Source organism: Saccharothrix sp. NPDC042600 (genome assembly GCF_040647305.1).
Lineage (GTDB): Bacteria > Actinomycetota > Actinomycetes > Mycobacteriales > Pseudonocardiaceae > Actinosynnema > Actinosynnema mutabilis.
In genome coordinates, this window is record NZ_JBEZBW010000077.1 from 18,413 (window position 1) to 38,431 (window position 20,019).

A 20,019-nucleotide genomic window follows, 5' to 3' on the forward strand; every position below is an offset into this window, starting at 1 on the left:
GGCGAGACCTTGCCTCGACTCCCCCGTCAGCTCCTGCCGCAGCCGGATGAGCTTGCCCGCCAAGTGATCACTGGGCACGACGTTCCCCGTTTCCGCCGCCCGGCTCGGCTGACAAGGATGACGTACGCAGCACAGTGGTTTTACAAGGAAAAGGGTTTCGCGCGGTGGACCGAGTCCTCTGGGGTGTCCGTCACCCGAGGCCGGGGGTGACCACCCATTCCGACGGACCGCGCCCGCCGACCGAGAGCGTACCCGACCGATGGGCCGGTGCAGACCGGGGGTGGCGGCAGTTCGGTGAAGCCGCTTGACGGCCAAGGTGATCTGTGGTGAGTTCGACCGGTCGGGGGATGGGGGTCCTCCGGTTCGTGCATCGACCAGGGGGGTTGGGGTGGCACGTCTTCGTCGGCATGCGCTTTTCGCGGTTCGGCCGGTCAGATCGAGGGTCTTGGTGGTCGCCTTGGCGGCGGTCTTGGGCACCGGTGTGGTCCCGGCTTGGGCAGAGCCCGGGGGTGGGACGGCGGCGCAGCCGGTGGTCGAGGAGGCGCCGGTTGCCGCTGCCGACTCCGCACCATTGCCGCCACCGCGGGACCTCCCGCCGTTGGACCCCGGGCCGGACGGTGCGCCGGACGTGGGGCGGGAGCCGTCGCGGGCGCAGCCGTTGGCCCCGCTGCCGGCCGTGGATCCCGGGCCGGACGGGCGGGTCGCCGTGGAACGGCGGGCGATCGTGCCGGAACCGCCGGTGCGGCCGACGAAATTGGACCTGCCGAACCGGCCCGCGCGCGAACTGGTGGACGCCACGTCCGCCGACGCCCTGGCCACGCTCGGCCGGGCGGGCCGCCTGGCCCCGGACGGCACGCCGGACCTCGACGCGACCGGGCTGCAACCGCAGGTGGCCTCCGCGCAGCTGCTCGACCCGTCCCGCCGGGCGACGCTCCAGGAGCTGATCGACGCGCTCACCTCCGGCGACCTCCCGCCGCCGCTGCCGGTGGACCCGTTGGCACTGCTCCAAGAGCTGCCCGACGGCATCCCGAGGATCACCTACCGGGTCTGCTCGGAGTCCGCGACCAAGGCCGTCTCCTGCTCGCTCTCGCTGCCGCTGGCCGTCCCCGCGATCGTGGACGTCACCGGCGACCGCACCCCGGACGTCCTGGCCGACCTGGTCCCCGTCGTCGCCCCCGGTGACATCATCGGCGCGTCCCGGCAGGTCCTCGACCTCGAACGGCGGATCGCGGAAGCCACCACCCGGCTCACCGTGATCCTCGACCTGCTCAAGGACCCGGTCAACGTCATCCTCCACCCCGAGCTGCTCATCGAACGGCTCGAATTGGAGAAGCTGCTCACCAGCCTCAACGACCAGCTCCACCAGGCGCTCGAAGCGCTGCTGAACCTGGTCCACGCCGGGCTGGGCGTGCTCAGCGTCCGCCTGCCCACCGGCGAGCACGCCGGCGGCGACCTGCCCGCGCACGTCTGGGCCGTCTACGACCTGCCCACCCGCAAGCGGATCTCGGTCGGGTTCGACGGCCTGCGGCGCGGGGCGGGCCTGCCCACCGCCGCGCTCGGCCTCTACACGTTCAGCCCGCTCCAGGCCATCCGCGGCGTCTTCGACATCAAGGCGACGGTGCTCCAGGTCGGCGCGGGCGAGTCGATGGCCGTCACGGCCGGCCTCGCGAACGTCGCCGAGACCGACAAGGGCGAGGCCGTGGACCCGACCGTGGCCAGCGCCCGGTTCTCCCCGGTGCCCACGCTGTTCACCGCGCACGCGTTCATCGACCCCGGCGCCGCCGACCGCGACCAGAAGGCCACGGTCGACGCGACGAGCAGCGAGCGCACCGCCCTCGACACCCAGGTGCTGTCCAACAGCGCCGCGGCCAGCCGGTTCGACCAGCTCAAGGTGGACCTGCTGCCCACCTCCGTGTCGGCGGCGCTGACCCGGCCGGCGGGCGGGGCCCAGGCGACGGTGGACTACACCGCCGACTCGACCATCGACGACGTCTTCTTCGCCGACTACGTTTACACCGGCCGGGAGTTGTCCCGCGCGGTGCAGGCCGGCGCCAAGGCCGTGCCGACCCGGTGGAACGCGGTCCTGACTTCCGTGCGGGACAAGGTGAAGCTCGACTACACCGCCGCGAGCCGGCTCGCCGCGCTCGACGTGGCCGTGCTCGACCGGGACCCGGCGATCGTGCTGCGCGGCGCGCTGCGGGACATCCCGACCGCCGCGACGATCGACGTGGACCTCCCCGGCCGGCACGTGCTGTTCGACGCCGTCGAGGCGCTCGGCTCGGCCGAGGTGTTCCTGTCCCGCGACCAGGGCGTGTTCGCGCCGCTCACCGGCGACCACGCCACCCTGGTGCTCGACGGCGGCCGGCTCGGCGCGAGCGCCCGGGTCACCGGCCTGAAGAAGATCGACGTGTTCTTCGGCGACCACCCGCGCGGCGGCACCGAGTTCTCCCCCGGCGGGCAGGCGTTCGTCGGGGCGGGGCACGTCGACGGCCACCAGAAGGCCCGGCTGGACGTGTCCAACCTGCCCGCCACGCTGTCGTTCGACCTCGACACCGCCCAGCGCAAGGTCGCGTTCCGCGCGAGCGGCGTCGTGCACCGGGTGCGCGCCGCCTACGTGGACACCGCGGCCGGCCCGAGCGCCGTCGCCGCCGTCGAGGGGGTGCCCGCGTCCGTGGACGTGGACTACGACCTCGGGGAACGTCCCCGCGTGCGCTACCGGGCGTCCAGCGCGGTGCCGCGGGTGGAGCTGTTCGCCGGCCCGCAGGGCGTCGAGCAGCTCGACCCCAACGCGCACCACTACCTGTCCACGGCGGTCACCGACGTGCCGACCGAGGTGGACGTGCTGGTCGATCTCCCGGCCCGCCACCTGGACGGCACCCTGTCGGCCCCGCTGGGCGGCATCGACGCCGTGGCGCGCACGCCGTTCGCCGGCCGGGACACCGTCGCCATCGCCACGCTGACCGGCGTCCCGGCCCGGTTCGACGCCGACTTCGCCGACGGCACGATGCGGTTCCGCGGTCTGACCGGCCCGCTGGGCTCGGCCCGGTTCGCCGTGAGCAACCACGCGGGCGCGCAGGCCCCGACGGGTCAGCACGTCTCCGTGCACCACCGCCAGACGACCGGCGACTTCGACGGCAGCGTGCTGGTGCGCAACCTCTCGCACGCCGAGTACTCGCGCGGCGCGGCGAAGCAGACCACGCGGCTGGACTCCGACACCGGCGGGGAGCCGGTGTTCGCCGACGCCGACGTGGTGCTGGCCGCGAACGGCGTGGACGACACCCGCCTGGCGCTGACCGCCCGCATCGACAACCTGCCCACCCGGCTGGAGCTGGTGCAGGACCTCGCGGACGGCAGGCTGACCTACACCGGCGACAAGTCCATCGGCCTGGCCGCCGAGGTCCGCGTCGGCAAGGTCAAGGCGCTGGACGGGCTCGGCGCGCCGCTGTTCGACAACGGCGCGGCGGTCCGGGCGCGGGGCTGCGACGACGGTCCGGGCTGCGCGCGCGACGACACCCCGTTGTGCACGCTGTTCGCCCGCTGCCTCGGTCTGGTCGGCACCGTGCGGCTGCCCGGCCTGCCCACCTCGCTCGCGCTCAACCTGGCCGCCAAGCAGATCGAGTTCACCGGCTACAGCCAGCCCGCCGGCGCGCCGCTGACCGCGTACCTGGAGGTGGACGGGCTGCTCGCGGGCCTGCCCCGGCTGGAGGGCCTGGTCCGGCTGGACGGCCTGCCCGCCGCGGTGGACCTGACCGTCGGCCCGATCACCGTGGCCGGCGACCCGGCGCGGGTGGACGTCGGCTACCGGGCGTCCGCGCCGCTGGGCACCCTGAGCGTGGCCGCGGAAGCCGCGACGACCACCGCGTACGGCACCCTGCGCGGCCGGGTCGGCATCGCGAAGCTGCCCGCGACGGTCCACGTCGTCGGCACGTTCGACGCGGTGACCACGCTGGGCGTGCACAACTCGGCCGGGATCGACGAGATCACCGCCGCGCTCTCGGGCGTGGACCGGGGGTACCTGTCCGCCTCGGCCACCGGCGTGCCCCGGGACATCGACGTGCGGGCCGACGTGCCCGCCGGGACGTTCACCTCGACGCTGTCGGAGCCGTTGGGCAGCCTCACGTTCGCCGCGGCGGGCGTGCCGTTCCAGGGCCGCGCGCACCAGGTGTTCGCCCAGGCGGTCGGCCTGCCCACGCAGCTGCGGGCCACGTGGTCTGGTGGCGCGTTCGACTTCCGGGGCCTCACCGGCCCGGTCGGCGCGGCCCGGTTCGCGGTCAGCAACCACCCCGGGGCCACCGCGCCCGCCGGGCAGCACGTGGCCGCGCACTACCGGCAGCTCACCGGCGACCTGGACGCCAGCGCCTCGGTGGAGAGCCTCACCGCGGTCTCGGTGGCCAAGCGGGACACCGGCTTGGCGTTCGACATGCGGTCGGGCGACGGGGTGTTCGCGTTCGACGGTGACGTGGTCCTGGCCGCCGGCGGCGCGGACGACACCCGGTTCGCCGGCGTCGGCCGGGTCAGCCTGCCCAGCCACCTGCTCATCGACTACAGCGGCGACAAGTTCCACTACGAGACCGACCGCCCGGTCGGGCTGGTGGCCGAGGCCCGGCTGGGCAAGGTCGCGGCGATCGACGCGGTGGGCGGCGCGCCGTTCTACCCGCACGGCGTCGCGTTGGAGGCCCGGGGCTGCGCCGGCGGCGCGGGGTGCGCGCGCGACGAAACGCCGCTGTGCGAGGTGTTCGGCAAGTGCTTCGGCGCGGTCGGGACGGTGAACCTGCCGGGCCTGCCCATGCGGGTGGACGTGGACATCCAGAACCAGAAGGTGGACATCGTGGGCTACCAGCCGCCCGCCGGCGTCGACCTGACCGCGTACGTGGCGTTGGACGACCTGATCGCCCAGATGCCGCACGCCGCCGCCCAGGCGGAGCTGAGCGGGCTGCCCACGCCGTTCGACCTGCACATCGGGCCGTTCGGGTTCGACAAGGGCCTCGACCCGGCCAAGCCGAGCACCCTGGCCGTGGCCTACGACAGCTCGGCCGCCATCGACACGCTCTCGCTCAAGGCGGAGGCGCGCACGACCACCGAGCACGGCGACCTGGTCGGCGACCTCGCGGTGTTCGGGGTGCCCGCGCGGATGGGGATCACCGGCAGCTTCGGCAAGAACTCCACCGTGCGCGTCGAGACCTCCTCGCCGATCACGCTCGTGGACGCCAACGTGACCGCGCGGTTCGCCGGCAAACCGGCGTCGGCGCGGGCGTCGATCACGAAGATCCCCGCGTGCGTCGGCACGAACTGCGTCACCGTCCTGATCGAGGGGACCGACGCCCACGGGACCGCGCTCAAGGTCCCGAAGGTCACGGTCGGCGCGCCCGCGCCGGGCCTGGGCGTCGAGGCGTTCGTGCGGGGCTCGCTGGACATCGACGTGAAGCCGGTGCACCTGCAACTGCACGACGCGTTCCTCAAGCTGGAGAACGCCGGGACGCAGGTGACCACCACGATCGAGCCGAACGTGGTCACCGGCAGCTTCGACACCCGGGTCACCTCCGACCCCGCCGCCGGCTCGATCCTCCTGGGCGGCGCGTTCTCGCTGCGCACCGACCGGATCACCATCCCCGACCCGGCGCTGAAGATCCCGATCTGCGGCGTGGACGTGGCGGCCCTGCACCTCGGCGGCCACGTCCAGGTCAACCGGATGGAGGTCGGGACGGTCTACCTGCACGCCGACCGGTTCACCAGGTTCTCCGTGCACCCCGGCGAGCAGTACCTCGCGCTCGGCGTGGACGGCGACTACGAGCGGTTCGGCGTCGGCATGGACGACATGGTGATGAACGTCGACGTGGACCTGCAGATCAAGGTGCTCAAGTTCGACGACCCGACGATCAAGCCGTTCTACGAGAACCGGGTGCTGCTGGACCCGGCGGTCACCCGCGACACCGTGCGGATGCACCTCTACGACCAGGAGTACGGCCCGGTGGCCAAGCTGGTCCTCAAGATCGGCGACGCCGAGCTGTTCGACTTCGACCTGGAGCGGGTGCCGCGGCACCTGCGGGACGTGGAGCCGGACGGGACGTTGTCCGGGTTCGTCTACACACCGTCCAAAGAGGACCACAAGTTGGTGTTCAGCCTGCTCGACCCGGGCCTGGAGGAGAAGGACCGGCCGTTGATCGACCTGGCCACGGCGTTCAAGTACTCTCCGTTCGACAAGAACGGGGGGCCGGGTCCTGGCTGCTAGAAGGCTCGCGGCGCTGGTCGGCGCGGTCGCCCTGGTCGGGGCGGCCGGGTCGGCCTGCGCCGCCGGCGGCGGTGATACGTGCGACACGACGGTGACCGTCGAACCGGTGGTCATCAGGGGCGGCGGCGCGCCCGCGGCCGACCTCGACCTCCAGGCCAGGGCGGTGGACGGCGGCAAGCCGGTCGCCGGGCTGGTGCTGGAGTTCCGGGTCGGCTGGCCGCCCGAGGGCGGCGCGCTGGCCGGGTCGGCCGACACCGACGCGGAGGGCGTGGCGCGGCTGCACGTGGACGACTACCTGCGGGCGACGCCGGTGCAGGGCATGGACTTCACGCGGATCGGCCGGTACCAGGCCGAGGTGTCGTTGTTCCAGACCTCGGAGGGCGTGGGCGGGGCCGTGTGCGTGCGCAGTGGCCAGGCCTCGTTCCGCTACGAGCCCTGAGGCCTCGGTCGGACGCCGGGCGTGCGGTCGAGGAGGCCGACGATCGTGTCCACCACGGCCAGGAGGTCGTCCGGGTAGACCGGGTGCGGGAAGATCGCGTACACCAGGCCCCCCTCGAAGGTCAGCCGGACCTCCCGGGCCCACACGGGCAGCGCGTTCTCCCGTTCGAGGATCCACCACAGGCCGTCGAAGGTGAACGGGGCGGCGGCGGGGTCGGCGCCGAAGGCGGTGAAGTCGTCCGCCAAGGCGTCGGGCAGGGGCAGCGGGTGCCACGCGGTCGCGGTGGCCGGGGGCCGGCTGGCCCAGCCCGAACGCCGGTCCTCCCGCGGCGGGACCGGCACGCCGCGGTGGTCGTGGCGGGGCGGCCGGACGAGCTTCATCGCGGGCAGCGCGGTGGTGGCCACCTCGATCCGGTGCTCCCGGTCCCACCGGGCGCCGGCGCCCGCGACCACCGCCGTCCGCACGGACGCCTCGGTCACCCGCACGTGCCACGGCCCGCGCCGGAAGTCCATCGCCAGGTCGAACCCCGGACGCGACCGTGGGAACAGCCTGCCCGGCACGCCGGTCGCTTCGTCCGCCATCGGTCCGCGCAGCCCGGCCGACCACGCGGTCGCGCCGTCCGGACCGGTCACCCGGCCGCCCAGTTCGACCGCCGGCGGGGTGAGGGCGGCGACCCGGGCGGCGCGGGCGTTGTCGTGCGCGCGGAGGTGGAACCACCGCCGCACCACCAGGAACACGACGACGATGGCGAGCCCGGTCAGGCCCCACGGGTTGAGCAGCGAGTCGCGGAAGGCCCGCAGGAAGTCGGACATCAGAGGTCGAGCAACCCTTCGCCGCCCTGCCGGTGCACCTGCTCCTGGAAGCGCTCGAACCGCGCGACGAGTGGGTCGGGCGCGGGCGTCAAGGCCGGACCTCCTCCTGCTGCCGGTTGTTCGAGGAGGCCCCACCGTAGGGGTGGCGGGGGTGACGTGCTGCCGGTCGAACGACCCACAAACGCCGGCGGTGCGCGCGGTGGGCGCGGCGGGGTCGGGGTGGCTCGTGTGGTGGTCGGCCGGCCTCGACCCGCGCCCCGGTCGGCCCGGGGGGCGCGGCCCCGCTCAGTTGTACGGGTTGTCGTAGAAGGCGCTGCGCGTGACGGTCTTCGCGGTGTTCGTCGCCCCGTCGAAGTACAGGCCCTCGAACACCAGGCGCACGTTCTGCACCGTGCCCGGGTACGGGAAGTCGGCGTTCAGCGTCCCCGACTCGTAGAAGTAGTGGTGCGGCGCGCCGTTGACGTCGACGCGCAGCTTGGTGTCCACGTAGCTCGACTGCCGCGACATCGTCACGTCGAGCCGGTACAGCGCGTTGCCGTCGTCGAACCGGATCGTGCCGCCCAGGTGCCCGACCTGCGTCACGTGTCCGCTGGAGGAGTAGCCGCGGAGCTGGATGTCCACGGGTTGAGCGGGTCCGAGGGCGGCCTGCGCCGGTGTCGCGGTCGCCGTCGCGGCGAACAACGCGGCACACAACGCTCCGGCCAGGCGTAACAGCATCATCCGTCGTTCCTCCTGCCAAGAGGGGGTGTCGGCGCTCACTGTGGCACGCCGACCGCCCCCGCGTTGACAGCCGATCGGACGCGAAATCCCTTGTGCCGCAACGAAAAAGTTGCGCAACTCACAGCGGGTCGATGCGCTTGCGCAGCAGGCAGAACTCGTTGCCCTCCGGGTCGGCCAGGACGTGCCACGGCTCCTGGCCGGTCTGGCCGACGTCGGCCGGCCGGGCGCCCAGCGCGAGCAGGCGTTCCAGCTCGGCGTCCTGGTCGCGGTCGGTCGGGTTGACGTCGATGTGCAGCCGCGACCTCGCCTTCGCCGGCCGCGCCTCCGGGGTGAGGACGAGCGTCGGCTGCGGCCCGCCGAACCCCGCGCGCGGACCGATCTCCACCGAGCCGTCGTCCTCGCGGCCGAGCACGACGTAGTCGAGCACCTCGCACCAGAACCGCGCCAGCGACTCGGGATCGCGGCACCCGAGCACGAGTTCGCCGATGCGACAAGCCATCCGGCCCACCTCCACACGCGACCGTACCGGAGCCCCGTCAGGTGGTCGCGCGGAAGGCGCGCCGGTACTGGGTCGGGGTCACGCCGACGTGGGTGGCGAAGTGGCGGCGCAGGTTGGCCGCCGACCCCAACCCGCTGCGCTCGCTCACGTGGTCCACCGACAGGTCCGTGGTCTCCAGCAGGCCGCGGGCGCGGATGACGCGCTGGGTGAGCAGCCACCGCAACGGCGTCGTCGCGGTGGCGTCGTGGAAGCGGCGGACGAACGTGCGGGGGCTCAGGCCCGCCCGGCGCGCCAGGGCGGCCACGGTGAGCGGCCGGTCGAGGTTCTCGGTGGCCCAGTGCAGCAGCGGGCCGAGGCCGGCGCCGTCGGTGTCCGGGACGGCGAGCGCGACGTACTGCGCCTGGCCGCCCGTGCGGTGCGCGGGCAGGACCATCCGGCGGGCCACCTGGTTGGCGACGTGCGCGCCGAGGTCGCCGCGGACCACGTGCAGGCACAGGTCGATCCCGGCGCTGCGGCCCGCGCTGGTGAGCACGTCACCGTCGTCCACGTAGAGCACCGAGTCGTCCACCCGGACCCGCGGGTGCAGCATGGCCAGGGTGGCGGCGTACATCCAGTGCGTGGCGGCCCGCCGGCCGTCGAGCAGCCCGGCGGCGGCCAGGACGAACGACCCGGTGCACAACGAGACGATCCGCGCCCCCGCGTCCGCCGCCGCCCGCACGGCCTCGACCAGCGCGGGCGGCACGGGACGACCCGACTGGACGCACGCGTACGGCAACGCCGGCACGACCACCGTGCCCGCGTCGGCCAGCGCCTCCAGACCGTGGTCGGCGCGCTGGTGGAACCCGAACTCGGTGCGCGTGCCGGCGGGGTTCTCGGCGCACACCCGCAGCTCGTACCACGGGTCGGCGAGGTCGGTCCGGGCCGGCCCGAACACCTCGCAGGCGATGGCCAGCTCGAACAACGGCATGTCGTCCACCACGGCCAGCGCGACCGACCCCGCTCCCATGGACGACGAGTCTGGCAGGAATCGTGCGAACAGTGGAAGTCCTGCCACTCGTCGCCGCCGGGCCGCTCGGGCATCGTCCCCGGTCGTGACCAAGCTGAACGTGGTGGAGCTGCGGCGGTACACCCTGCGCCCCGGCCGGCGCGACGAGTTGATCGACCTGTTCGACCGCGAGTTCGTGGAGTCGCAGGAGGAGGTCGGCATCCGGGTCCTGGGCCAGTTCCGCGACCTGGACGACCCGGACCGCTTCGTCTGGCTGCGCGCCTTCCCCGACATGGACGCGCGCCGCGAGTCCCTGACCGCCTTCTACGTCCACGGCCGCGCCTGGCGCGACCACCGCGACGCCGCCCGCGCCACCATGCTCGACACCACCGACGTCCTGCTCCTGCGCCCGACCCGCCCCGACACCCTGCCGCTCCCGTCGCCCGGGACGATCTCGCGGGTGGCGGTGACCGTGCACCACCTGGCCACCGACGCGGCCGAGTTCGCGGAGTTCTTCACGACGACGGTCGAACCCGTCCTGACCGCGACCGGCGCGCCCCCACCGGCCTGCTTCCGCACCGAACCGGCGGAGAACACCTTCCCGGCCCTGCCGGTCCGCACCGGCGAAACGGTGTTCGTCCACCTGACGACCTTCCCCACCGCCGCCGACCACCACGACCACCAACGCAGACTGGCCGCCGACCCGCACTGGCGCGACCGGGTCCTACCGGCCCTGACCGACCACCTCACCGCCCCGACGCGGCACCTCACCCTCACCCCGACGGCCCGTTCCCGGCTGCGCTGAGCGTTCGGCGAGCCGGCCGGCCGGAGGTGGTGCGACCTCGACGCACCACCGTCCGCCCACAGCCGAGCGGAGGCCAGGGGCGTGCGATCCGGTCGCGCGTCCTGGTGTCGAACCAGGCAGACCGGGGTTATGAGTCCCGGGTGGCCGCCGGGCCACGCGCGTTTGGTCCGCCCGGAAGCCTTGGCCACGGCTCGGGCGGCGGCTCCCCCGCCAGGGTTCGAACCTGGTCCTCCCGATCAACGGTCGGGCGTGCGGCCGGGTGCACTTCAGGGGAATGGGGTCCGCCACCGGGAAGTCGGCGTCACGTGGCAACCCCGGCTCGGGTCGCGCGTCCTTGCGCACGTGAGGATCGACTGGGGGCGGGTGTGGCGGTGGTTGCCGGTCGGGGCGGCCGGGGTGGTGGCCCTCTGGTCGCTGTGGGCGGTCAGTGTTCCCGGTGGTTACTTCATGGCTTTCGTGCTGTCGTTGAGTGCCTGGGTGGTCGTGGCGGGGATGACCGTCGGCCTGGCGGTCATCGGTCTGATCGGGCTGCCGGCTCCCCGGTGGCGCACGTCGGTCCGCCTGTGGCCGCTGGCGCTGGTGCCGGTGGTCGCCGCGGTGACCTTCGCGGTGGCCGGCTCGGTCCAGGGCGTCATGTTCGACCTGCACCGCGGCCGGTTGGAGGCGCTGGTCGCCGAGGCGGCCGAGCAGCCCGACCGACGCGTCGAGGACCGTTGGGTGGGCATCTACACCATCTCGTACACCACCGGCGACCAGGGTTGCACGCTCCTCGCCCTGGAGGACGCCGGGGCGCTGTTCGCCTCGACCGGGTTCGCCCACTGCCCCGGTCCGCGCCCGAAGGACGCCAAGGGCGACGGCTACCGGTACGAACCGATCGACGGACCCTGGTACGAGTACACCCTGGTGTGGTGACCGACCTTACGGACACATGGCGGTGGCGGAGCGCCGACGCATTCGCCGCGCCGCTCGATTCTCCCTGCTCGCCATGACTTCCGGCCTTCCGTCCTGTGTGGTGTGTGGCAAGCATGCGGGGTGACCACGGCTTCGGGCAACGGGTTTTCGGCGGATCCGCGACGGGCGCGGGCGGGCCGGCGCCAAGGTCTGTCCGCACACCGACTACCAGGGGGCCTGCCATGTCGGGCGACGACCGCGCGCGCCTTGACGCCAGGATGTTCTTGAGCGAGTCCGACCTGAGGTGCTCGCCCGGCCGCCCGTCCGGCTACCTGTCGGCCGGCGTCCTGGCCGTCCTCGTGCACGGTCCGGTCCGCGGCCACGGCCTCCCGGACGCCCTGGCGGCGGTACGGGCGCGCCGGAGAAGACCGCAACCCTGGGGCGACGGCGCGGTGGGCGAGTCCGCGCCGGCCATCGCCCTGTACGCGACCGCGGCCACGGACAGCCCACGCGCCGCGCTGCCGGCGTCGGTCAACCACGACGGCGACAGCGACTCCACGGCGGCGGTGTGCGGCAACATCGTCGGAGCCCTGTACGGCCCGGCCGCCCTCGACCCGGCCTGGCCGGCCCGCTACCCCGACGACTGACGCCACGGGGCCACCTCCCGCCTGAGGAGGTGGCCCCGCGCGTCACGTCATCCCGCGATGAACCCCCACGCGCACATGAAGAGGCTCAGGGCGAGCGACCTCAACATCTGGCCGCCTTGCAGGCTGATCGAGTGCAGCCCAGCCTCCGTCATGGCCCGCTGGCACCCCAGCACCCTGCGGTGCATCGTGAAACGGGTGACCTTCTTGTGGGTACGCAACTGCTTGGCCTTCTGGAACGCGTTCTTGATGCCCCCGCTTTGGAACTTGCCCCGGATCTGGCGTTTTTTGCACAGCCACTTGCAGACCCGCGGGCACCACCGCAGACACCCGGCGATGATGGGCACCCAGAACGCCGCGCCGTCCAGGTCGGTCACGTTGACCGGGTCGCCGCCGACGTAGTCGTAGTCGTTGGCCGACCCGCCCTCGACCGGGTCCACCGACAGGAACCGGCCCAACAGCGGGCTGTACGGCCGCGCTCCCATCTGGACGATCGACAGCGCCCCCGCGTGCTCGTGCGGGCGCTGGTGCTGACCCAGCCAGCCGTGGTCCATCTGACCGGGCTGGTTGTCCGGCACGTCGTCGGGGTCCACGGTCCCGTCGGTGCGCACCGGCTCGCCGAACGGCGTGTACTCGCGCAGGTCGCCGACCTGCTTGCCGGTCGCGTCCGTGGTCAGGAACAGGTTCCCGCGCACGGACGGGTGGTCCCAGCCCGGCTTCGGGCCGGCGGTGTGCAGCACACCGCCCGGCAGCACGACGCTCCGGCTGAGCACCGCGCCGGTCCCGTCCAGCGCGAGGTCGGCCGTGTCGCCCTCGCCGGTGTGCCCGTAGACCACGACCGACTGCTGGTCACCGGCGTTCGCGGCCCGCCGGACGACCCGGTCGGCCGCGTCCCGCACGTAGGACACGTCCGCCGCCTGCGGACCGGTGGTGCGCGCGGTCAGGTGCCGGTCGGCGCCGTCGAAGCCCAGGTACGTCGTGGCCCCGCCGGTGGTGTACTCGACCGTGTTGCCGTTCTTGTCGTACTTGATGCCGCTGACGGCGTTCGCCCCTACCGTCGCCACGACCCGGTCGGCCGCGTCGTAGCAGTACGCCGTCGTCGCCGTGCCCGCCGCGGTGGTGTCCTTCAGCACCATGCGGTTGGTGTTCAGGCCGGCGTTCGGTTTAGTCCCCTGTGGACAGTCGGCGTGGGCGGTCGAGGTGAAGTCGTAGCCGAACCGGTGACCGCGGACGAACGCTTCGAGCAGCCGTCCCGCGCCGTCGTAGGTGAAGTTCGCCCCGTCCGGGCGGGCGTCCGCGCCGCCGGTGGACTCGTCCACGACGGTGCCGTTGCGGGTGCGGGTCACCGTGGCGCCGACCTGCCGGCCGTCGCCGGTCCGGAAGGTCAGCCCGGTCGGGCGGCCCGCCGCGTCCTCGGCGGTGTCCACCAGCGCCGAACCGTTGGCGTAGGTGGCTCCGGCCAGTTCACCGGTCGCCGGGTCGTAGGACGCCGTGGCCAGCACGGTGCCGTCGAGCCTGGTGGTCAGCACCCGGCCCGCGTCGTCGTGGCCGTACTCGCTGAGCTGCGAGCCGCCCGCCGGCGGTGTCACCTTCTCGCTGGTGACCCGGCCTGCCCGGTCGTAGGTGGTCTCGGTCCTCACCCCGACGGAGTCCACATAGGACACCACACGGCCCAGGAAGTCGACCGTGGTGGTGATGGTGCCCGACGGGTCGGACACCTTGGTCGTCAGCGGGTCGCTGTGGTCGGTGGTGACCTCGCGTGCGGCGGCCACGGCGTTGCCCGGGAACGTCCGCTTCACCACGCGGTTGCGGGCGTCGTAGGTGGTGCACTCCCAGTCGCCGCTGGTGCCCTTGGCGACGACCCGGCCGGACCCGTCGTAGACCTGCTCGTCGGTGCGCGTGCCGCCCGGTGTGGTGATGGACCGGTTGAGGCCGCCCTGGTTGACCGCCGGGCTGCCCGCGACGCACGGGTTGGCGCGCGTCTCGGTGGCCCCGTAGAAGGCGTAGGTGATCCGCTCACCGTTCGGCATGGTCTTGCCGGTGGTGCGCAGGTACCCGGCGCCCGGCGCCTCGATCACCGAACCCGTCCGGAGGTCCGCCCCTCGGGGATCCCGGACCGTGCCGGTGACCAGCCCGAACACCGGGTCGAGGCCGTTGTCGCCGTACCGGGTGGCGGTGACCTTGTCCGGCACGCCCGCCGACTCGGCGACCGTGGTGGACGTGGTCAGCCCGTACCGGGGCCGCAACCGCGCGCCCGGCACCGGCTGCTGCGTCCCGCCCGGCGTCGTCCAGTGGAACTCCAGCCGCGCGTCCTGGTCGACCTCCATGTAGTCCAGCCGCAGGCGCTTGACGCTGCCCGGACCGTCGCTGCGGACCGTCGCCTCCCGCCACACCGCCGTGGTGCCGCGCCAGTCGTCGATGACGTTGCGGTCGTCCACCCACAGCCGCACGCCGTCGTCGGCGAACAGCCGCAGCTTGTAGTCGCCGGCCTCCGGGAAGACGATCTCGCCGGAGAGCCGCAGGGAGAAGCCGTCGGCCGGGATGTCGGCGGTCGGCGCGTTGCGGGCCCAGTCGTTGACCAGGCTGCCGTCGGTCGCCCCGGTGCCGGTGGTGAAGACCTTCGGCGTGCCGCTGAGCTGGTTGTTGTCGTAGTAGGAGGCGAACAGGCCGTTGATGCCCTCGTCGTAGCCGGTGCGGGTGTGCGGCACGGTCGCCGCGCACTCGGCGGTCGGCAGCTGCCCGGCGAAGCAGGACGCCGGGGCCGGGCCGTAGGTGTCGGTGACGCGGTCGGCGTGGTCGTAGACCGTCGTGGTCACGCGGCCGGCGGCGTCGGTGGAGGTCAGCTTCTGGTCCTTGTGGTTCCAGGTCTGCCGGGTGGTCACGCCGGTGGCGTCGGTGGTGGACAGCTCCCGTTCGGCGTCGTCGTAGGTCACCTTGGTGTGGAACCCGGTGGCCGGGCTGAGGCCGACGTGGTCGATGAACGTCTGCCGGTTGGCCGGGTCGTACCGGTAGTTGCGGGCCGGGCGGGGCTGCCCCACCGCCGGGGCGGGCTCGGCCACCTGCACGGCCTTCGGCTTGCCGCTCGCGCTGTCGTAGACGATGCCGTGGAACAGCTCGTTGAGCAGCGGTTGGCGGTTGGGCAGGTCAACGGCCGCCCAGTCGAGGATCAGCGAGTCGCGGATGCCGTTGAGCACCCGGTCGGCCGTGTAGCCGTAGTCGGTGACCTCCGAACCCGGGTCCTCGATGCGGACCAGGTTGCCCTGGAAGTAGTACAGCCGGGTCTGCGACCCGTCCCAGTACACGACCCGGCACAGCATCTGCGACGGCGGCAGCGGGTCCACGTGCGGCGGCAGCGGCTGCCCGCCGTAGCAGTCGTCACCGGCCCGGTTGTGGTGGAGGCGGTGCGAGCGGCCCGACACCGGGTCCCGGATCTCCTTCAACCGGGCCGGCGCGCCGTCGTAGAGCTGCTGCAGCGCGGCGGGTTTGCGCGAGTCCGCCACGGTCGACTGGCTCTCCAGCTTGCCGTCGACGCGGAAGACGTAGACGTCCCCGCCCTCGGTCAGGGTCACCTTGCCGGCGCCGTCGAGGCCCAGCACGCCGGTCACGCCCTCGGGCGCGGTGTAGCCGCCGGAACTCTTCTTGGTCCAGGTGTGCTTGGCCCCGGACGCGTCGGTGAGCACCACGGTCTGGTCGGTGACCTTGGCCTCGGTGTAGGCCAGGCCGTCGCCGTCGATGTCGCTGGACAGCGTCCAACCCTTGGGCAGCGCGGGCAGGTCGGCGGCGTGGAACCACCCGGCGGGCACGATCTGCGGCGGCACCGCGCCGTCCGCGGTCCGGGTGAACAGCCGCAGCTGCGACGGGCCGGTCTTCTCGGCCAGTTCAACCTTGATCGAGACCCGCTGGCCGGCGGCCAGGTTGACCGCGGTGGACTGGGTCCAGTTCACGTCGCTGTACCCGTTGACCTCGTAGACCTTGCCGCCGTTCAGCCACACCGTCAGGCCGTCGTCGTGCGCGCCCGCGAACTGGTAGGAGCCCGCGACCGGGGCCTGGAAGAAGCCCTCCCAGCGGACCACGTACCAGTCGGGGGCCAGCGCCGGCGCGAACGGCGAGTCGGTGCCCCAGTACACGTTGACCTGCGGTTCGGTGCGCACCAGCACCGGCTGCTGGGCCGGGTTGATGATGCCGTTGTGCGACAGGTCGGTGAAGTAGGAGGTCTTGAGGCCCTTCGGCTCGGCCTGCTGCGAGTTGTAGGTGAAGCTCAGGCCGGAGTTGCCGCCCACGGTGGTGAACGTCGGCCCGGCCGCCGTGGTGGTGACGTTGCCGTTGGCCAGGTTGACCTGCACCGGGCCCGCCGTGTCGTCGGGGGCGGGGCCGCGCGAGCCGATGCGCTGGTCCACCCGGAAGTGCCCGACCCACGGCGCGGCGGTCGTGGTCGCGCCGCTGTAGGTGGTGGCCTGCCAGGTGTAGGCGACGCCGTCGTGCAGCACGTTCTCCGGCACGGTCCAGCTCGGGTGGTCCAGGCAGCCGGAGTCCACCACGACGCCCGACCGGGCGTCCGGGCCGGTGGCCACGGTGAAGCAGTACTTCACCACGTCACCGTCGGGGTCCTTGGCCAGGTTGACCTTCAGCGTCGGGGTGAGGGAGGTGAGCACGCCGCCGTCGGGCGGGGAGACCAGCACGGCCGCGGGCGGCGCGGTGCCCACGTCCACGGTCAGGGTGGCGTGGAGGTTCTTGTAGGTCCACGTGCCGGGGACCTCGCTGCCGACCAGCATGAGGTAGGCGGCCTGCCGGGTGTCCACGACGTGGCGCAGGAACCCGGTCAGCCGCGGGTCGGCGAACGAGCCGACGTCGCCGACCAGGCCGGTGGCCAGCAACGCGCCCAGGCCGTCGAAGTTCAGCGCGGACGCGTGGAACAGGCTGGTGTCCCAGGTCTTGACCGACCCGCTGACCGAGGTGTTGCGGGTGACGTCCACCCGCGCGCCGACGACGGTCTTGCCGTACAGCGAGGAGTAGTCGAACCGCAGGGCGCTGCGGTTGTAGGTGTCCCCCGCCGCCTGGCTGTTGCCGATGCGCAGGCCGCAGTTCTGGCACGTGGTGCCGTCGGTGCGGTAGGCGACGGAGTCCACGACGCCGAAGGAGAACGTGGGGTCCACGCGCACCGGGTACTCGCGGGCGGGGTCGTCCAGCCACTTGCGGTCCACGGACACGGTGAGCGCCCAGTGGTCGCCGTCCCGTTCGAGGGTGTAGGCGCCGCCGGTGGTGGCGGGCGGGGTGTTCTCGTCGCCCGTCGAGTCCCAGGTCTCGATCGGCGGCATGACCAGCTTCAGCGCGCCCTTGTCGTCGGTGAACCGGACGGTGCCGTCGGGCGCGGCCTCGGGCGTGAACCCGCCTGCGTCGAGCCGGAAGCGCCACTGCGCCCGCTCGGGGCGGCTGTGCAGGACGAGGGTCTCCTTGACCTCGCCCGGGGTGATCTCGTACTCGACGTCGGTCCCGGGCAGCACGTCCCGGTAGTGGCCCTTGCTGCCGTCCACCTCAAGCCTGCTGGGAGCGGCGCCGGCGAGGCCGAGGGAGACGCGCTTGCCCTCGACGTCGACCGACACCAGGGACGGGTCGTCGGCGTGCTCGGCCAGCGACGGGACCAGGCCCTGGCGCACCGGGGTGGCGCGCTTGGCGCGGGAGTCGTAGCGCAGCGAGGTGTCGACGGGCTGCCACCGGCCGGCGGCGTCGCGGACGTTGAGCGGCTGCGACGACTGCTTGACGGTGCGGGTGCCGTCCGGGTTCTCGTACTCCTCGGTGAAGGCGTCCCGGCTGACCAGCCTGGACCGCTGCGGGTCGAACCGGCTGCCGGTGTCGCGCGTGGCGAGCGGGGTGAAGTCGGCCCTGGAGACCTCCGGCGGCGCGGGCTCGACGGGCTGCGCGCTGGGCAGTCCCGGGACCTCGCGCGGGTCCACCCGGGCCGGGCCTTCGGGTGCCGCGGCGGCGCGTGGGGCCGTGTCCACGGCTAAGGAGGCGGTGAGCGCTAAAGACAGGACAACGACGCCGAATGCGCGTCTAAGGCGTTTTTGGGTTCTTACGGGATGGATCAAAGTGCCCCTCCGGTGTCGGGTGCGAGCAGCCGGGGAGGTCTGGACCGCCCCCCAGCGTCCGGTGCCAGGATTGTGGCCGTGAGCGGCGTGTTCGGGTTCGAGGGACGAGCACCGAACGACAACCCGCCGCCGCGGCGGTCAGGCGCGTGCGCCGACCGGCTCAGCTCCGGCTGGGCGCAACGACGGAGCACTGGGGGGCTTGGTGGACAACGACCTGGCGGAGTTCGCCGAAGACTTGCGGGCGTTGCGGGAAAAGGCGGGGAATCCGCCCTATCGCGCGTTGGCGGCGCAGGCGGGGTATGCCGCCTCGACGTTGGCCGAGGCGACCAGCGGCCGGCGGTTGCCGACCCTGCCGGTGACGCTCGCGCTCGTGGACGCGCTGGGCGGCGACCCGGCGGAGTGGGAGCGGCGCTGGCGCGACCTGGCGAGCGAACCCGCGCCGGCGGACGACGGGGAGGCCGCGCCCTACGTCGGGCTGGCGGCGTTCCAGACGTCTGACGCGGACCGGTTCTTCGGGCGGGAGAGCGTGCTCGCCGAGCTGGTCGAACGGGTCGCCGCCTGCCGGGTGGTGGTCGTGTTCGGCGCGTCGGGCGTGGGCAAGTCGTCGTTGCTGCGGGCCGGGCTGGCGGCGCGCACGCCGTCGGTGGTGCTGACGCCGGGCGCGCACCCCCTGGCGGAGTGGGCCGCGCGGGTGCCGCCCGGCGAGGACGTCCTGATCGTGGTGGACCAGTTCGAGGAGGTCTTCACCCTCTGCGCGGACGAGGACGAGCGCCGCCGGTTCATCGGGTTGGTCCTGGGCGAGCGCCGCAAGGTCGTGCTGGGCGTGCGGGCCGACTACTACGCCCACTGCGCGCGCCACCCGGACCTGGTCGCCGTGGTGCGGTCGGGCCACTTCGCGGTCGGGGCGATGAGCACCGACGAGCTGCGCGACGCCGTGGTGCGCCCCGCCGCCCGCGTGGGCTGCGCGGTCGAGTCGGCGCTGGTCACCCGGCTGGTCAGCGAGGCGACCGGACAGCCCGGGGTGCTGCCGATGGTGTCGCACGTGCTGCTGGAGACCTGGCGAAGACGACGCGGCAACACCCTCACGCTGCGTGGCTACCTCGCCGCCGGCGGCATCGACAAGGCGATCGCCAACACCGCCGAGCAGATCCACGACTCCCTGGACGACCACCAGGAACGGCTGGTGCGGCGGCTGTTCCTGCGGCTGACCGCCGTCGAGGACACCACCTACAACCGCCGCCGGGTGCCGCGCACCGAGTTGGACGACGACCACCACACCGTGTTGGAACGGCTCACCGCCGCGCGGCTGCTGACCGTGGACGAGTCCCGGGTCGAGATCAGTCACGAGGCGTTGTTCCGGTCCTGGCCCCGGCTGCGCGAGTGGCTCGACGAGGACCGCGAGGGGCTGCGGGTGCACCGCGCGCTCACCGAGGCCACGGCGGCGTGGCAGGCGGTGGACCGCGAGCCGGGCGCGCTGTACCGCGGGACGCGCCTGACCGCCGCGCGCGAGTGGGCGCACGGCAACGACGCCGCGCTGACCTCGGCCGAACGGGAGTTCCTGGGCGCCAGCCTGGCGGCGGCCCGGCGCGGCACGCGGCGGATGCGGCAGGCGGTCGGGGTGCTGGCCGCGCTGCTGGTCCTGGCCGTCGGGATGTCGGTCCACGCCGTGGACACCAGCCGCACCGCCGACCGGCAGCGCGACACGGCCCTGTCCCAGAAGGTGGCGGGCGACGTGGCGGCGGTGCGGGCCGAGGACCCGGCGCGCTCGGCGCGGCTGAGCCTCGCGGCGTTCCGGCTCGCGCCCACGGTCGAGGCGCGCGGCAGCCTGCTCAGCGCGTCGGCCCCGGGACGTGGTCGGCCTAGAAAAGTGCGGGTTCGAGGGAACGCGGGCGGGGCGGCGTGCGTCGCA

At 73.3% G+C, this 20,019-nt stretch carries 10 protein-coding genes, 1 tRNA gene and 1 pseudogene; 6 read left to right on the plus strand and 6 right to left on the minus strand.

All coding sequences use genetic code 11. The features are described from left to right. Nucleotides 1-628: 628 nt before the first annotated feature. A complete protein-coding gene (locus AB0A74_RS31945; protein ID WP_358255320.1) occupies nucleotides 629-6,229 on the plus strand; it encodes a hypothetical protein in 5,601 nt (1,866 codons plus the stop codon). Nucleotides 6,230-6,320: 91 nt separating this feature from the next. Beyond that, nucleotides 6,321-6,668, plus strand: a complete 348-nt coding sequence (locus AB0A74_RS31950) for a hypothetical protein (protein ID WP_358255322.1) — start codon at nucleotides 6,321-6,323, stop codon at nucleotides 6,666-6,668. Here AB0A74_RS31950 and AB0A74_RS31955 read toward each other — a convergent pair. The 4 genes from AB0A74_RS31955 to AB0A74_RS31970 form a co-directional block, all read right to left on the minus strand. Beyond that, nucleotides 6,656-7,480, minus strand: coding sequence for a hypothetical protein (locus tag AB0A74_RS31955; protein ID WP_358255324.1), 825 nt, complete (start codon nucleotides 7,478-7,480; stop codon nucleotides 6,656-6,658). The two genes, AB0A74_RS31950 and AB0A74_RS31955, sit on opposite strands and share 13 nt — an antisense overlap. A gap of 285 nt (nucleotides 7,481-7,765) precedes the next feature. Next, complete coding sequence (locus AB0A74_RS31960; RefSeq protein ID WP_358255326.1) at nucleotides 7,766-8,200, minus strand: hypothetical protein; 435 nt, start codon at nucleotides 8,198-8,200, stop codon at nucleotides 7,766-7,768. 118 nt (nucleotides 8,201-8,318) lie between these two features. Beyond that, the gene (locus AB0A74_RS31965; protein ID WP_358255328.1) at nucleotides 8,319-8,699 is read right to left on the minus strand and encodes a VOC family protein; all 381 of its coding nucleotides are present in this window, start codon (nucleotides 8,697-8,699) and stop codon (nucleotides 8,319-8,321) included. Between the two features lie 37 nt (nucleotides 8,700-8,736). Continuing rightward, on the minus strand, nucleotides 8,737-9,705 hold the full coding sequence (locus AB0A74_RS31970; RefSeq protein WP_358255330.1) for a helix-turn-helix domain-containing protein: 969 nt from the start codon (nucleotides 9,703-9,705) through the stop codon (nucleotides 8,737-8,739). 85 nt (nucleotides 9,706-9,790) lie between these two features. Here AB0A74_RS31970 and AB0A74_RS31975 point away from each other — a divergent pair, with 85 nt between their 5' ends. Next, nucleotides 9,791-10,489: an NIPSNAP family protein gene (locus AB0A74_RS31975; protein WP_358255331.1), complete on the plus strand. Its 699-nt coding sequence runs from the start codon at nucleotides 9,791-9,793 to the stop codon at nucleotides 10,487-10,489. Between the two features lie 202 nt (nucleotides 10,490-10,691). On the opposite strand, the gene AB0A74_RS31980 is transcribed toward AB0A74_RS31975, so the two are convergent. Further along, a tRNA-Asn gene (locus AB0A74_RS31980) sits at nucleotides 10,692-10,763 on the minus strand. 68 nt (nucleotides 10,764-10,831) lie between these two features. Here AB0A74_RS31980 and AB0A74_RS31985 point away from each other — a divergent pair. Both AB0A74_RS31985 and AB0A74_RS31990 read left to right on the plus strand, forming a co-directional pair. Beyond that, nucleotides 10,832-11,401 carry a hypothetical protein gene (locus AB0A74_RS31985; RefSeq protein WP_358255332.1) on the plus strand — a complete coding sequence of 190 codons (570 nt, stop codon included), beginning with the start codon at nucleotides 10,832-10,834 and terminating at the stop codon, nucleotides 11,399-11,401. A gap of 263 nt (nucleotides 11,402-11,664) precedes the next feature. Next, nucleotides 11,665-12,027: an ADP-ribosylglycohydrolase family protein gene (locus AB0A74_RS31990; protein WP_358255334.1), complete on the plus strand. Its 363-nt coding sequence runs from the start codon at nucleotides 11,665-11,667 to the stop codon at nucleotides 12,025-12,027. A gap of 47 nt (nucleotides 12,028-12,074) precedes the next feature. Here AB0A74_RS31990 and AB0A74_RS31995 read toward each other — a convergent pair whose 3' ends face one another. Next, nucleotides 12,075-18,023 (minus strand): PA14 domain-containing protein, encoded by a 5,949-nt coding sequence (locus tag AB0A74_RS31995; protein WP_358255336.1) that lies wholly within the window; start codon nucleotides 18,021-18,023, stop codon nucleotides 12,075-12,077. 289 nt (nucleotides 18,024-18,312) lie between these two features. Here AB0A74_RS31995 and AB0A74_RS32000 point away from each other — a divergent pair. Continuing rightward, nucleotides 18,313-20,019, plus strand: a pseudogene (locus AB0A74_RS32000) (hypothetical protein); the annotation flags it as partial.

Bases quoted from the DNA above. Each gene is read 5' to 3' on its own strand.
- AB0A74_RS31955 (WP_358255324.1), bottom strand. From the start codon at position 7,480: ATGTCCGACTTCCTGCGGGCCTTCCGCGACTCGCTGCTCAACCCGTGG.
- AB0A74_RS31960 (WP_358255326.1), bottom strand. From the start codon at position 8,200: ATGATGCTGTTACGCCTGGCCGGAGCGTTGTGTGCCGCGTTGTTCGCC.
- AB0A74_RS31965 (WP_358255328.1), bottom strand. From the start codon at position 8,699: ATGGCTTGTCGCATCGGCGAACTCGTGCTCGGGTGCCGCGATCCCGAG.
- AB0A74_RS31970 (WP_358255330.1), bottom strand. From the start codon at position 9,705: ATGGGAGCGGGGTCGGTCGCGCTGGCCGTGGTGGACGACATGCCGTTG.